The 13,489-nt window shown below is 72.1% G+C and carries 14 protein-coding genes and 2 pseudogenes; 4 read left to right on the forward strand and 12 right to left on the reverse strand.

Annotated features, from left to right (window positions below):
• Window positions 1-243: 243 nt before the first annotated feature.
• From JNW91_RS23670 to JNW91_RS23700, 7 genes and pseudogenes are all read right to left on the reverse strand, one after another.
• The gene (locus JNW91_RS23670; protein WP_203177632.1) at window positions 244-1,197 is read right to left on the reverse strand and encodes a carbohydrate kinase family protein; all 954 of its coding nucleotides are present in this window, start codon (window positions 1,195-1,197) and stop codon (window positions 244-246) included.
• Window positions 1,194-2,458: pseudogene (locus JNW91_RS23675) on the reverse strand (AGE family epimerase/isomerase). Before JNW91_RS23675 ends, JNW91_RS23670 begins: the two are co-directional and overlap by 4 nt.
• Window positions 2,459-2,696: 238 nt before the next feature.
• A complete protein-coding gene (locus JNW91_RS23680) occupies window positions 2,697-3,122 on the reverse strand; it encodes a nucleoside deaminase (RefSeq protein WP_203177633.1) in 426 nt (141 codons plus the stop codon).
• Window positions 3,119-3,970 carry an LLM class flavin-dependent oxidoreductase gene (locus JNW91_RS23685; protein ID WP_203177634.1) on the reverse strand — a complete coding sequence of 284 codons (852 nt, stop codon included), beginning with the start codon at window positions 3,968-3,970 and terminating at the stop codon, window positions 3,119-3,121. Before JNW91_RS23685 ends, JNW91_RS23680 begins: the two co-directional genes overlap by 4 nt.
• 94 nt (window positions 3,971-4,064) lie before the next feature.
• Window positions 4,065-4,874, reverse strand: a complete 810-nt coding sequence (locus JNW91_RS23690) for an Fpg/Nei family DNA glycosylase (RefSeq protein WP_203177635.1) — start codon at window positions 4,872-4,874, stop codon at window positions 4,065-4,067.
• Window positions 4,875-4,929: 55 nt separating this feature from the next.
• Window positions 4,930-5,130 (reverse strand): DUF397 domain-containing protein, encoded by a 201-nt coding sequence (locus tag JNW91_RS23695; protein WP_203177636.1) that lies wholly within the window; start codon window positions 5,128-5,130, stop codon window positions 4,930-4,932.
• A complete protein-coding gene (locus JNW91_RS23700) occupies window positions 5,123-6,010 on the reverse strand; it encodes a helix-turn-helix domain-containing protein (protein WP_203177637.1) in 888 nt (295 codons plus the stop codon). The genes JNW91_RS23695 and JNW91_RS23700 overlap by 8 nt, the downstream gene beginning before the upstream one ends.
• Before the next feature lie 393 nt (window positions 6,011-6,403).
• Here JNW91_RS23700 and JNW91_RS23705 point away from each other — a divergent pair, with 393 nt between their 5' ends.
• From JNW91_RS23705 to rocD, 4 genes are all read left to right on the forward strand, one after another.
• A complete protein-coding gene (locus tag JNW91_RS23705) occupies window positions 6,404-6,664 on the forward strand; it encodes a hypothetical protein (protein WP_203177638.1) in 261 nt (86 codons plus the stop codon).
• A gap of 117 nt (window positions 6,665-6,781) precedes the next feature.
• The gene (locus JNW91_RS23710) at window positions 6,782-7,501 is read left to right on the forward strand and encodes a DMT family transporter (protein ID WP_309244472.1); all 720 of its coding nucleotides are present in this window, start codon (window positions 6,782-6,784) and stop codon (window positions 7,499-7,501) included.
• A gap of 387 nt (window positions 7,502-7,888) precedes the next feature.
• Window positions 7,889-8,704 (forward strand): dimethylargininase, encoded by an 816-nt coding sequence (gene ddaH, locus JNW91_RS23715; protein ID WP_199723515.1) that lies wholly within the window; start codon window positions 7,889-7,891, stop codon window positions 8,702-8,704.
• Window positions 8,704-9,918 (forward strand): ornithine--oxo-acid transaminase, encoded by a 1,215-nt coding sequence (gene rocD, locus JNW91_RS23720; protein WP_203177643.1) that lies wholly within the window; start codon window positions 8,704-8,706, stop codon window positions 9,916-9,918. Before ddaH ends, rocD begins: the two co-directional genes overlap by 1 nt.
• Before the next feature lie 137 nt (window positions 9,919-10,055).
• Here the strand turns inward: rocD and JNW91_RS23725 are convergent, their stop codons facing one another.
• From JNW91_RS23725 to JNW91_RS32625, 5 genes and pseudogenes are all read right to left on the reverse strand, one after another.
• Complete coding sequence (locus JNW91_RS23725) at window positions 10,056-11,210, reverse strand: FHA domain-containing protein (protein WP_203177639.1); 1,155 nt, start codon at window positions 11,208-11,210, stop codon at window positions 10,056-10,058.
• Entirely contained in the window at window positions 11,207-11,500 is a 294-nt protein-coding gene (locus JNW91_RS23730; protein ID WP_203177640.1) for a 4a-hydroxytetrahydrobiopterin dehydratase, read from the reverse strand. Before JNW91_RS23730 ends, JNW91_RS23725 begins: the two co-directional genes overlap by 4 nt.
• Before the next feature lie 73 nt (window positions 11,501-11,573).
• Window positions 11,574-12,626 (reverse strand): fatty acid desaturase family protein, encoded by a 1,053-nt coding sequence (locus tag JNW91_RS23735; protein ID WP_203177641.1) that lies wholly within the window; start codon window positions 12,624-12,626, stop codon window positions 11,574-11,576.
• 126 nt (window positions 12,627-12,752) lie between these two features.
• Complete coding sequence (locus JNW91_RS32620; protein ID WP_238425584.1) at window positions 12,753-13,121, reverse strand: SCO7613 C-terminal domain-containing membrane protein; 369 nt, start codon at window positions 13,119-13,121, stop codon at window positions 12,753-12,755.
• A pseudogene (locus JNW91_RS32625) lies at window positions 13,100-13,489 on the reverse strand (SCO7613 C-terminal domain-containing membrane protein); the annotation flags it as partial. The pseudogene JNW91_RS32625 and the gene JNW91_RS32620, both read right to left, overlap by 22 nt.

Consider the following 13,489-nt stretch of genomic DNA (forward strand, 5'->3'; position numbering starts at 1 on the left):
GAAGGATGGGCTACCGGCAGCACCTCGTCCGCTCGCTGTTGGCCATCCGCGAGTCCGGCGGCGTGACGCTGGCCGACGGCACGACCATCTGGCCGGAACAGGCGGAGTTCCTCCAGCACGTAGTCGGTGACGGTCCCCATCAATTCCCCGGCCCGTCCGCTTGTCGATGAACTCGCACTTCATGGCGTCCGGCGCGACGATGAGTACGCTCATGATCGTGTATACGGTCGGGGTGGGGTGGGGTCAGCTTGCGGTGGCCAGCAGCGCTTCGACCTCCGCGCGGCGGGGCGGGTCGGCGCCCCGGTGGGCGCAGGTCAACGCCGCCACCGTGGCGGCCTGCCGAAGCACCTCCGCCCACTGCTGGGCGCTCACCGCGGCGAGCCGGCTGGCCGGCCGGTCGCCGAGAGCGTCGAGGTCCGCCAGCGCGGCCAGCAGGCCACCGGTGAACGCGTCGCCGGCGCCGACGGTGTCGACCACCGTGGTGCGTACCGCCGGTTGCTCGTGCAGCGACCCGTCCGGGGCGAGCAGCCAGGCGCCCTCCCCACCCCGGGTCACCACCGCGCAGGACACCCCGGCCTCGCGCCAGCCGGCCAGCACGTCGGACACCGTCCGGTCGGGATAGAGCCAGGCCAGGTCCTCGTCGCTGGCCTTGACCAGGTGCGCGAGGCTGACCTGCCGCCGTACCCTCGCCTGCTCCGCGGCCCGGTCCGTGACGATGCTCGGACGCAGGTTGAGGTCGATCGAGACGGTGAGCCCGTCGCGGCGGTGTTCGCGGGCGAGCAGGTCCTCCAGCACCTGCGCGCCGGGCGTCAGCGCGAGCGCGAGCGACCCGGTGTGCAGGGCGGTCGCCGGGGATCCCGCCAGTTCGGGCAACTCCTGCGGCGTCCACTGCCAGTCCGCCGTGCCGGCCAGCCGGAACTCATAGCTGGCCTGGCCGGTGGCGTTCAGCGTGGCCACCGCCACCGAGGTGGGCTGGTCGGCGCGGACCGCCCACGCCAGGTCCACCCGGTTGCTCGTCAGATGCTCGGTGAGCTGCCGGCCGTACTCGTCGGTGCCGATCCGTGCCAGCAGCCGCACCGGCTCGTCGAGCCGGGCCAGGGTGACCGCCACGTTCGCCGGCGAGCCACCCGGCACCGCCCGCTGCCCTTCGGCGGTGACCACCAGGTCGATCAGCGCCTCACCCGCGACCACGATCATGCGGTCACCGCGCCCGGGGCGAGCGGGCCGGGGCCACCGAGACCGTCGGCCGAGCGGGACAGCAGCACCGCCTGGTACGCGTGGTAGACGTCCGGTCGGCCGTGCCAGACCGTGTCGGCGGGCCGGTTCTGCGGGTCCAGCTCGTGCCGCCACCCGGTGCCGTCCACCAGGTAGCGGCGGGCGTACGCCCAGAACACCCGGTACCAGTCGGCGTAGACGGCGTCGCCGGTGCGTCGGTGCAGGGTGACCGCCGCGCCGACCGCCTCGGCCAGCACCCAGTGCATCCGGGAGCGGACCACCGGCCGGTCGTCCCAGTCGATCGTGTAGACGAAGCCGTCGGCGCCGTCGACCGCCCAGCCGCGCCGTACGGAGGCCGCGAACAGGGCACGGGCGTCCGCGAGCAGCCAGCGCGGCGGCTGCGGCAGGACCGCCTCCAGCTCCAGCAGCAGCCGGGCCCACTCCAGCCAGTGCCCGATGGTCGAGCCGTACGGCCGGAACGGGTCGGCGGGCCGGTCCCGGTTGTAGTCGGGCAGCGGCGTCCAGTCGGCGGTGAAGTGCTCGGGCAGCGCCAGTCGTGGCGGGTGGCCTCGCCGTGCACCAGGTGGGTGCCGATCTCCAGGGCCCGCTCGGTCCAGCTCGCGTCGCCGGTGGCGGCGGCAGCGGCGAGGAACGCCTCGACCATGTGCATGCTGCTGTTCGCGCCGCGGTAGTCCTCGGTGACCGTCCAGTCCCGGTTCCACGACTCGCGGACCGCGCCGGTGTCGGCGTCCCAGAACCGGTCCCGCACCACGGCCTGCGCGTCGGCGAGCAACCGGTCGGCGCCGGGTCGTCCGGCGCGCGCCGCGCTGGACGCGGCGAGCAGCACGAACGCGTGGTCGTAGCCGGCCTTGCGTTCGTCGACGGGCGTGCCCTGCTGGTCCACCGCGCCGAACCAGCCGCCGTAGCGGTCGTCGCGCAGCAGTGTGCTGAGCGCGGCGACGCCGTGGTCGACGAGGGCGGCGGCGTCCGGGTCGCCGTTGCGGTGGGCGAGAGCGGCCACGTGGGTCATCCGGCAGGTGATCCAGGTGTACACCGGTTCGCCACGGTCCGGGGTGCGGTCGTCGGTGAGCCACCAGAAGCCGCCCTCGGGCCGCACCGACCGGCCGGCCGTGTCGAGCAGTGTGCGGGTCTGTTCGGCGAGGAACTCGTCGAGGTCGGGCAGGTCGGGTGACCCGGCAGGAGCGGGGGTCGTGTCGGCGTCGGATCGGGGCACGTCGGTCATCTCAGCTGGTCACCGTCGGGTAGGGAAGGGACATACGGCCAGGATCGGCGGGCGGACCGGGTCCGCGCCGGAAAACCGCCAACGGAACACCGCGAACCGGTGGGTCACCGGGTGCGGCCCAGAGAGGATCACGTCCGCGATTCCTCCCCTTTGTCCGTTGACATCGTTGTCACTTCTCAACCCTGCTCCGGCGGCTGGTCGACTGTCAATTCCGGTCGTGTCACACCGGGCCGGTCACCTAGTAGTAGTCGTCGATCGGCTGACGCGCCTCGTCGAACAGCGCCGGGCCCTCGTACCGGACCGGAGGCAGCGGCGGGGTGGCCGGCTTGACCTCCTCGAACTGCTCGCCGGACAGGGCGTACACCACCCGGCCGAGGCCGGACCGATCGATCGCGGTCGCGCACATCGGGCAGGGCTGGCAGCTGGTGAACATGGTGGTGCCGGCGGCCACGTCCGGAGCGAGTTCCCGAGCGGCCCAGCGGGCCAGCTTCAGCTCCGGATGAGCGGTGATGTCCGAGTCGGAGACCACGGTGTTGTGGTCCTCGATCAGGACGACACCGTCCGCACCGACCAGCAACGAGCCGAACGGCCGTTCGCCGGAAGCCCCTGCCTGGCTGGCGATTTCCACGGCACGGCGGAGAAACCTCTCGTCGTCGGGCGTCATCGAACCTCCTGGGATCTGTGGTACGCGGCCACGGCCGCAAGGGTCCGCCAAGCCCGTTCGGGCTGGCGGATCTCGGTCAGGTCGCCGTTGAACGGGTCGAGCACCACCGTGTCCGCGCCGAGCAGACGCATCTGGTCGATGTCGGCGATGATCTGGTCGATGGTGCCGACACCGGCGAGCCGGTCCGGGGCGGTGATCGGCTCACCGGCCTCCCGCAGCGCGATGCGCGGCACCAACGCGGGCACCGGACGATCCAGCTCGTCGGCGATCACCTTCAGCCGTCCGACCGCCTCGGCCAGCCGCCCGGGCGTGACCCGCAGCGGATGCCAGGCATCACCGAGCAGTACCGCGCGGCGCATGCCGGCCTCGCTGTTGCCGCCGACCCAGATCGGGATCGCAGCCGTGTCGTAGTCCTCGGTGTTCTGCCAGGCCGCACGCATGGTGCGCAGGTATTCGTCGGTCAGCGCACCGCGCCGCCGGAACGGCACGCCGAGCGCCTCGAACTCCTGCCGGGCCCAGCCGACACCCACGCCGAGGACGAGCCGGCCGCCGCTGAGCCGGTTGAGGTTCGCCGCCATCCGGGCGGTGAGCAGCGGGTGCCGGTACGGCACGATGAGCACCGTGGTGCCCAGCCGGACCCGGTGGGTCACCCCGGCCAGCCAGGACAGCGTGGTGAACGGCTCGTAGAACGGCGCCGGATACTGCTCGGCCACGTCCGGGGTCACCGCGATGTGGTCGGAGACCATCAGCAGGTCGAAGCCGAGACCCTCGACCGCCTGCGCCCACTGTCGCAGCACGTCAGGGTCGGTACCCGGGGCGAAGTTCGGTACGTTCACGCCGATGTGCACGCTAGCCATTGTGGACTGCGAATGGGAACGCCGTGATCCCCTGGCCCAGGGTGGACGGACGGATCCCGCTGGCTGCTCGACGAGGGCTGACTCCTCAGCCGGGCTGGCAGGTACGACACCAGTACAGATTGCGGCCCGCCAGTTCGCCGCGGCTCACCTCGGTGCCGCAGAGGTGGCAGGGCGCGCCGGGGCGGCGGTAGACGTACACCTCTCCACCGTGGCGGTCCACCCGGGCCGGGCGGCCCATCGCCGCCGGCAGGTGCGCGTCGCGCACGGTGTCGATCCGGCCGTGCTCGACGGCGAGGCGCATCAGCCCCACCAGGTCGGCCCAGAGCGCGTCCCACCCGTCGCGGGTCAGCAGGCGGCCGGGCAGGGTGGGCGACAACCCGGCCCGGAACAGCGCCTCGGTTACGAAGATCAGCCCGGTGCCGGCCACCACCGGCTGGTCCAGCAGCAGTGCGGCGAGGGGCGTCGGGCTGCGGGAGATCCGGGCGTACGCCCGCTCGGGGTCGGCGTCGGCGCGCAGCGGGTCCGGCCCGAGGCGGTCCCGCAGCGCGGTCACCTCGGGTGGGGTGAGCAGCTCGCAGGCCGTCGGCCCCCGCAGGTCCAGCCAGTGCCGGTCGCTGGCCAGCCGCAGCCGCACCTGACCCACCGGCTCGGGAGGCTCGCCCGAGCCGTCGGTGAACTTGCCGTACAGCCCGAGGTGCACGTGCAGGGTCAGCTCGCCGGCGTAGTGGTGCAGCAGGTGCTTGCCGTACGCCTCGGTGCCCTCCAGGACGGTGCCGGAGAGCCGGGCGGCACCCTCGGCGAAGCGGCCCTGCGGGCTGCTGGCATGCAGCTTGTCCCCGGCGAACAGCTCGGCGTGCCGGGCCGCCAGGCGGTGGATCGTGTGTCCCTCTGGCACGGGTGCCAAGGATAGCCAGCGCCGCTCGGCGGGGCCGAGTGAGCCGCGCGACGCGTCAGCCCGGACGCTGCTCCCTGACGCCGCCCACGAACGCGGCCCAGGCGGCCGGGACGAAGGCCAGGGCCGGCCCGGTCGGGTCCTTGCTGTCCCGTACACCCACGACGCCGGGGAGGTTGTCGGCCACCTCGACGCAGTCGCCGCCGCTCCCGCCGCTGCGGGTGCTCTTGCGCCAACTGGCACCGGCAAGGTCAGTCATGATGCTCCTCGATGATCGATGTGATCATTTTTTCTGATTCTGCCTCACCCGAGGCGAGCGCCTCCAGATCCGACCAGACATGTTCGAAGGCCCCCACCTCGGCCGGCTTGTCCAGGTACAGCGCTCCGGTGATGTTCTCCAGGTAGACGGTGGTCGGCTCGGTCGACGCCCTTCCGAACGCCTGGGGGAAGCCCAGCAGGACGAACGTGCCGGTTTCGCTGGCCAGCGGCGGACCGGCCGCGAGGGGGAGCACCCGCAGACTCACGTTCGGCAGCGCCGCCACGTCGAGCAGGTGACGCAGCTGCCCGACCATCGCCCGACGGTCGGGGATCGTGCGGCGCAGCACGGCCTCGCTCAGGACGACCCGCAACGCGGGCGCGGTGGGCAGCCGGCGAACGAGGATGCCCTGCCGTTGCAGCCGCACCTCCACCAGCTTCTCCCGGTCCTCCCCGCTCATGGTCGGGTTCTTCCGGCGGAAAAGCTCGCTGGCGTACTCGCGGGTTTGCAGAAGGCCGGGAATCAACTCCGAGTCATATCGACGAATCAGACTCGCGGAGGATTCCAGGCCGACGTACAGCGAGAACCACGACGGAACGACGTCGCCGTACGAATGCCACCAACCTTTGGCGCGGGTCTCCTTCGCGAGCGCGGCGACGATCTCCCTCATGTCCTCCGGAACCCGGTAGAGAGCGCACATGGCCCGGGCGTCCACCACACGCACCGGGACCAGTCCCTTCTCGATGCGCCACACCTTCTGCCGTGAGCAGTCCAGCGCTTCGGCTGCGGCGTCCAGCGTCACCGAGGCGTCCTCACGCAGCTGGGTGAGCAGCCGGCCGAGCTGCCGCCGAGGGACCGTCGACCCGCCTGTTTCATCCGTCATGCAACATCACCGCGCCCCTCCTGCAACACCGAATGTTTCGCCTCGCACGCATTTATCGTCCATTCCTCGTGCGTCGTTCCGGGCTGAGAATAGGGCGGGTCAGAGCGTTGCACAAGGTGGCCAACATGGAACAGGCTGTCACGCATCAGAGGCCCGGAAAGAGCGCCGGAAATGGCGACGCCGATGGCCCGACGCGAATTGCCACCTGTCGGGAAAGGACGCCGCCGTGCGCGTGTCATACGACGAATACCTCTTGGTCACCGCGCTGACCCTCGCCCGACGGCATCGGCCGGTCTGGAGTTGGACGCGCTGGCGCAGGGTGTGCCGCTGCGGCGCCACACTCCCCTGCCGAGCTCGCCACCGCATCCCGATCAACCGTGGGCACTGGCCAACGTGAGCGAGCTGAAGCCGGGCGACCTGCTGCTGATCGGCGGGTCCTGCTCGGTGCAGTTCGCCGGCGACCGGGCGCTACGCCTACGACTGGTGAGCGTGGACCCGCGCCCCACGTACCACGGGTGGGTGTGGCTGGTCGGCTACGTCCTGAACGACAAGGGCGTGGCCGTCGACAAGCGGGAGGTGTACGTCCAACGGGCCGGGGTGCGGACGCTGCGTGCCGCACCCGCACCGGGCGGACAACGAACTGTCCGCCCCTGATCCACCGGGCCGTACCCGGTACTGGTGTCAGGAAACTCCCAGGTGGGTACTTCAGGGCGGTACCGCGTGGATGCCACCCTTTCCGTCGGCCACCACGCATTCATCAGGAGGTGTGTAGTGGTCAGGATTCCTTCGCTGTCCCGCCGGTCCGAGCCGGCACCGACGCGGGACGAGAACCTCGACGGCCGCGTGGACGGCCGCGACACCCCGGTCGTCGACCGGGACGCCGACCAGACGACGTACCGCAGCGCCGCCGCGACCGGCGACCAGGCCAGCGAGGCCGAGCGGCGGGCCAGCGAGCGGGCAGCGGTGGCCCGGGCTGCCACCGCCCGGCCGGTGGACGGCGAGCCCCGGCCGGTGATCACGCCGGTCTCCACCACCGACCGGGACGTCGACCTCGACCGCGACCGCGCCAACCGGCCGGCGGACACGACGGACCGGGGCACCACCGACCGCCCGGTCGACCCGACTCCGGACCGGACCGCCCCGGAGCCGGCGGTGACGCGCGGCCCGAAGCCGCGGGCCAGCCTGCTCGCCACCCTCGGCCTGATCGTCTCCGTCGCTGGCGCGCTGTTCGTGCTGACCGGCACCCTGGCCGGGTACGGCATCGGCCTCGGCGCGTTCGGCGCGGTGCTCTCGGTGCTCGGCCTGATCGCCACCCGCCGCCGGCACATCGCCGGCAAGACCGACGCGCTGTTCGGCGTGCTGATCGGTCTGGCCGCGGTGGTGCTCGGTGTGCTGGCAATGACCGGCCAGTTCGACTGGCCCACCACCGACGGCGACTGGGTGCAGCGCTTCCGGGAGTGGCTTGACTCACAGTTTGTCGATCGCTTCTAGCGGGCACTGTTCCGCTCGCCGGTGATCCGACCGGCGCACGACCCGGCGGTTCGCCGGCAGCCCGACTCCCGGTGGTTCACCGGCCGGGCAACACCCTTTCAGGGGCGGCGGTTCGCCGCCCCTGAAGTGTTTCCGGGGCCTGGCACTCGCCGGGCCCCCGACGCTTTTCCGGGGCTCGGTATTCGCCGGGCCCCCGACGCTTTCCGGTTCCGCCGACCGCACACGCAACGAATCGCAGTCGCAAACCGGCCAGACGCAACGAATGTTCGGTCCGCGCAACTCTCAGTGGTGGATCCTGCCGCTGACGCCGCATAACGTTGAGCAACGGCGCCAGCCCGTGGGCCACGGTGGCCGGCGCGCCCGACCCCTGGGAGCAGGACAATGACGATGGACGCCACCAGCCAGCGCCTGTTGATGTGCCGGCCGACGTACTTCGCCGTCGACTACGCCATCAACCCCTGGATGGACCCGAGCGCGCCGGTCGACGCCGCGCTGGCCGTCCGCCAGTGGGAGCAGCTGCGCCAGACGTACCGCGACCTGGGCCACACCGTCGAGGAGATCACTCCGGTGCCCGGCCTGCCCGACATGGTCTTCGCCGCCAACGGTGGCACCGTGATCGACGGCAAGGCGATGGCCGTGCAGTTCCGCGACCCGCAGCGCGCCGACGAGGCGCCGGCCTACCGGGCCTGGTTCGAGGCCGCCGGCTTCGAGATGTACGACCCGAAGCACGTCAACGAGGGTGAGGGCGACGTCCTGCTGGCCGGTGACCACCTGCTGGCCGGCACCGGCTTCCGCACGGCCCACGCCTCGCACGCCCAGTTGCAGGAGGTCTTCGGTTACCCGGTGATCACCATGCAGCTCGTCGACCCGCGCTTCTACCACCTGGACACCGCGCTGACCGTGCTCGACGAGCGGACCGTGGCGTACCTGCCGGAGGCGTTCTCCCCCGGCAGCCAGGCCGTCCTGCGTCGGCTCTTCCCCGACGCCGTGCACGCCACCATGGCCGACGCCGAGGTGCTGGGCCTGAACGCGGTCAGCGACGGCCGGCACGTGGTGCTGCCCGCGCAGGCCACCGACCTGGCCGCCAAGTTGCGCGACCGGGGCTACGAAACCATCGGTGTCGACCTGTCCGAGCTGCGTAAGGCCGGCGGCGGACCGAAGTGCTGCACGCTGCGACTCCGTCAGGGAAAGGCAAGCAAGTGATCGTGGATGACATCCTGCGTACGCCGGGCGCGGTCCGGGACGCCGAGCGCTGGACCGCGCACAACTACCACCCCCTGCCGGTGGTGATCTCGTCCGCCGAGGGCGCGTGGCTCACCGACGTGGACGGCCGCCGCTACCTGGACTGCCTGGCCGGCTACTCGGCGCTGAACTTCGGCCACCGGCACCCGCAGCTGATCGCCGCCGCGCACGCACAGCTGGACCGGCTGACGCTGACCAGCCGGGCGTTCATCCACGACCAGTTCGCCGACTTCTGCCGGGAGCTGGCCGAGCTGTGCGGCAAGGACCTGGTGCTGCCGATGAACACCGGCGCCGAGGCGGTGGAGACCGGGATCAAGGTGGCCCGCAAGTGGGGCTACCAGGTCAAGGGCGTGCCCGCCGGGCAGGCCAACATCGTGGTCGCCGAGGGCAACTTCCACGGCCGGACCACGACCATCGTGAGCTTCTCCACCGACGAGGACGCCCGCGCCGACTTCGGGCCGTACACCCCGGGCTTCACCGTGGTGCCGTACGGCGACCTGGACGCGCTGACCGCCGCGATCGACGAGAACACGGTGGCCGTGCTGCTCGAGCCGATCCAGGGCGAGCAGGGCGTGGTGGTGCCGCCGGAGGGCTACCTGCCGGGCGTACGACGGGTCTGCACCGAGCGCGACGTGCTCTTCATCGCCGACGAGATCCAGTCGGGTCTGGGGCGTACCGGCGCGACCTTCGCCTGCGACCACGAGGGCGTCGTGCCGGACATGTACCTGCTGGGCAAGGCGCTCGGCGGCGGCATCGTGCCGGTCTCCGCGGTGGCCGCGAACGCCGACGTGCTCGGCGTCCTCAAGCCCGGCCAGCACGGCTCGACCTTCGGCGGCAACCCCCTCGCCTGCGCGGTGGCCATCGAGGTGGTCCGGCTGCTGGCCACCGGCGAGTTCCAGCGCCGCTCGGCCGAGCTGGGCGAACGGCTGCGGGCCGGCCTGGAGGGGCTGGTCGGCAAGGGCCTGGTGGCGGTGCGCGTCCGCGGCCTGTGGGCCGGTCTGGACATCGACCCGGCGCTGATGAGCGGGCGGGAGGCGTGCGAGCGGCTCGCCGAGCGTGGCGTGCTCGCCAAGGACACCCACGGCTCCACCATCCGGCTCGCCCCGCCGCTGGTGATCACCGAGGAGGAGATCGACCTGGCGGTGGCCCGGCTCGCCGAGGTGCTGGCCGCCTGACCCGGCACCGGACAGCCCCCCCCCCCCCCCCCCGCGCGTTGATCATGAAGTTATTGCCCGCCGCGTCGGCGTGTCGTGGCAATAACTTCATGATCAACCGGGTTGGGGCGCGTTGGGGTTGGGGCGTTGGGGGGGCGTCAGGGGCGCGGTAGGCGCATCGCCATCGTGGGGGCCTCGGCCATCACCGAGGTGGGCGTGAACGGGGCACCCGTCGGCAGCTCCTCGGCCCGGCCGATCTGCACACCCGGGTACAGCTCCACCATGTCATTCTCGCCCAACACCCGGGACTGCTGCGGCGCCAGGGGGATCCGGTCCGACTCGTTCATCGAACCGGCCGGACGGATGCCGGAGCCGTTGGTGCTCACGTCGGTCACGATGACCTCGCCGACCCGCAGCTCGAAGCGGACGTGACCACGGCTGATCCACCGCCGGGCCTCGTCGTTGAGCCACTGCCCGAGCATGATCCCGCCGTCCTGCTCGGGAGCCCGACCAGCCACCACCGGCTGCTCCTCGCTCAGCACGAACCGTCGCCGGACCAGGCCGCCGACGCGCACCGCGAGCACCTCGGTACGTGGCCGGGGGCCGCCGTCACCAAGGCGTACCCCGTGTCGGGGGCAGGTCGGCACACCGTTGCGCAGCGCGGGCGGCGGCTGCCCGGCCGGGCTGCGGTCCGCACCCCCGGCCAGGTCGGCGAAGGCACCGCCCCCACCACCGCCGCCGAACAGCGCGCAACCCGACTCCGGGCAGCGCCACTGCCGGGCCAACAGCTTCGCCCCCGTCGGTGAGCGCTTGCCGGCGACCGGCGCGTGCCCGCCGCCGACATGCGCGATGAACACCGGCCCACCGGCGCCAGGCACCGGGGCGACCACCCGACCGGGCTGCTCGACCAGCCACGGGAACCGCCCGCGCAACCCGTCGAAGCGCACCCTGGTGAGCACCGGCAACCCGAGCAGGTCGGCCACCTCCAACATCCGGTCGCCCGGATTGTCGAGCACCTCGACCAGCCCGTCGTCGGCCCAGCGGCGAACCACCATCCGCTCGTTGGAGGTCAGGTCGGCGTCGGAGAGCAGCGCCCGGTGCACCACCGCGTAGACCTGGACGCTGTCCTCCTCCAACTCGCGGGAGAGCGCGTCGATGACCATGCCGAGCCGCAGCAGGCTGGCCGGCCGGCCGCCGTCGATGTCCTGATAGCGGATCACCTCGGCCAGGTCGAGCACCGCCCGGGCCAGTGACGGGTCCGTGCAGACCCGACCCTCGATGGCGTCCAAAACCTTGCTGATCTCGAATCTCATGCCGCGCTCCGGACGATGTCGTCAATCCGCCGGGCCAGCTCGATGTCCCGGTGGGTGACCCCACCGGCCGAGTACGTGACACAGCGGAAGGTCAGGGTCCGCCATCGGATGTCGATGTCGGGATGGTGGTCGAGCTCCTCGGCCACCGCCGCCACCCGGTCCACCACCGCGATGGCGTCCGGGAAACTGCCGAACTGGACGCTGCGACCGATGCCGGTCGGGTCACCCGACCAGTCGGACAACCCGCCCAGCTCTTCTCGCACCGCGTCCGCGGTGAGCAGGTCTGCCATGAGCAGACCCTACCGGTGGCGCGTCCGGCGAGCCGGACGCGCCACCGGTGGACGGCTCAACCTAGCCCTCCGTTCAGCCGCGCAGCGGCCGGCCCACCTCGTGCAGGTGACCGAGCGCCTGGCGGTACGACTCGACCAGCCCGGTCTCCGCGTACGAGATGCCCTGCTCCACGCAGTAGGCGCGGACGATCGGCTGGGCCCGGCGCAGGTTGGCCCGGGGCATGTTCGGGAACAGGTGGTGCTCGATCTGGTAGTTGAGCCCGCCCAGCGCGGTGTCCACCAGCCGGCTGCCCCGCACATTGCGGGAGGTCAACACCTGCTTGCGCAGGAAGTCCAGCTCGTCCTCGGCGGTCGGCATCGGCATGCCCTTGTGGTTCGGCGCGAACGCGCAGCCCATGTAGAGGCCCCACAGCGCCTGGTGCACGGCGGCGAAGAGCAGCGCCTTGCCCGGCGACATGACCGCCAACAGCAGCGCGACGTAGCCGACGGTGTGCGCGACGAGCAGCGCCGCCTCGACCGCCCGGTGTCGCATCGGGACGGTGTGCCGGCCGTCCGGCTCCCGGCCGATGATCGCCCGGATGCTCGCGACGTGCAGGCTCAGACCCTCCAGCAGCAGCATCGGAAAGAAGAAGTACGCCTGCCGCTGAGCCATCCAACGGCCGAACCCCCGGGTCTCCATCGCCTGCTCGGGCGTCCACACCAGGGCGCCCGCGCCGACGTCCGGGTCCTCGTCCTCGTGGTTCGGGTTGGCGTGGTGCCGGTTGTGCTTGTCCACCCACCAGCCGTAACTGAGACCGACCGCCAGGTTGCCGGCGAACAACCCGACCAGCTCGCTGGGACCGCGGCGACGGAACATCTGACGGTGCCCGGCGTCGTGCCCGAGGAACGCGACCTGCGTGGTGGCCACCGCCAGCACGGCCGCGAGCGGCAACTGCCACCAGGAGTCGCCGACCAGGAACACGGCGACCCAGCCGGCCACGAACGCACCGAGGGTGAGCACGATGCGGGTGACGTACCAGCCGGGGCGTCGCTCCAGCAGGCCCGCCTGGCTGATCCGTCGGGACAACTGTGCGTAGTCACTTCCTCGCCGTCGTACCGGCGGTTCCGCCACCGCTCCGAGCGCCATCGCTGCTCCCGTTCCGCTTGGGCCCGTGCCGGGTGGTTCGGGCTTATTGTCAAGTGTCCCGACAGCAGTAGCGCTGATTAACCCTGACAACCCCCGGATGGGGGGTAGTGCGAGCCCTACCCCCATTCAGCCGAGCCTAATCACCGCCGCCCGCAACCGGGCCAGGTCGCGTCGGCGCCGCTCGTAGGTCGCGGCGAGCCCGACCAACACCAGCCCGCCAACGGCCAGGTAGATCCACCGCGGCAGAAGGTCCCAACCGCGGGCCAGTTCGTGCAGCGCGAGCAGCCCGAGCGCGCCGCCGCCGAGCAGGACCGGCGCCTGCCAGCGGCGGGCCGCGCCGGCGAGGACCACACCCAACGCCGCCGTTCCGAGCAGCAGCCGTCGCCACGGCTGCGGATCCGGCCCGGCCAGCACCGACACCAGGCTCGGCAGCAGCGCCGCGACCAGCCCCGGTCCGAGAGCCGGCCAGCTGGTCAGCCCCGGCCTGGTCCGCAACGCCAGCAGGCCCGCGCCGATGGCGAGCGCGCGGCCGGCAGGGTGTACGCCTCCAACGCCGTCACCCCGCCGGCGGCCAGCAGCACCCACGCCCCAACGAGTTCGCTGCCGGCGGCGATGCCGGCGAACACCCACCGGCGTCCGGCCGGCACGCCCCGGCGCAGCAGCCGCAACGCCACGGCGACACCCCAGAGCACGCAGACGGTCGCGAGGTGACGCGCCACCTCGACGGCGAGCACGGCCGCCACCAGTGCCACCGCCTGAGCGGCAGCGTCCAGCACCCGCCCGACCCGCGCCGGCGGCCTCCGGCTGGTCGCGGCGCCGGACGCGACCGTCCGCGCCGGGTCTGTCAGGGCGGCGACGGCCAG

It is taken from the genome of Micromonospora parastrephiae, from assembly GCF_016802865.1.
GTDB classification, from domain to species: Bacteria; Actinomycetota; Actinomycetes; order Mycobacteriales; family Micromonosporaceae; genus Micromonospora; species Micromonospora parastrephiae.

Coding starts and splice junctions, on each gene's coding strand:
- JNW91_RS23670 (WP_203177632.1), bottom strand. CDS start 1,197: ATGATCGTGGTCGCGGGTGAGGCGCTGATCGACCTGGTGGTCACCGCC.
- JNW91_RS23725 (WP_203177639.1), bottom strand. CDS start 11,210: ATGAGATTCGAGATCAGCAAGGTTTTGGACGCCATCGAGGGTCGGGTC.
- ddaH (WP_199723515.1), top strand. CDS start 7,889: ATGGACGCCACCAGCCAGCGCCTGTTGATGTGCCGGCCGACGTACTTC.
- JNW91_RS23735 (WP_203177641.1), bottom strand. CDS start 12,626: ATGGCGCTCGGAGCGGTGGCGGAACCGCCGGTACGACGGCGAGGAAGT.
- JNW91_RS23680 (WP_203177633.1), bottom strand. CDS start 3,122: ATGACGCCCGACGACGAGAGGTTTCTCCGCCGTGCCGTGGAAATCGCC.
- JNW91_RS23695 (WP_203177636.1), bottom strand. CDS start 5,130: ATGACTGACCTTGCCGGTGCCAGTTGGCGCAAGAGCACCCGCAGCGGC.
- JNW91_RS23700 (WP_203177637.1), bottom strand. CDS start 6,010: ATGACGGATGAAACAGGCGGGTCGACGGTCCCTCGGCGGCAGCTCGGC.
- JNW91_RS23730 (WP_203177640.1), bottom strand. CDS start 11,500: ATGGCAGACCTGCTCACCGCGGACGCGGTGCGAGAAGAGCTGGGCGGG.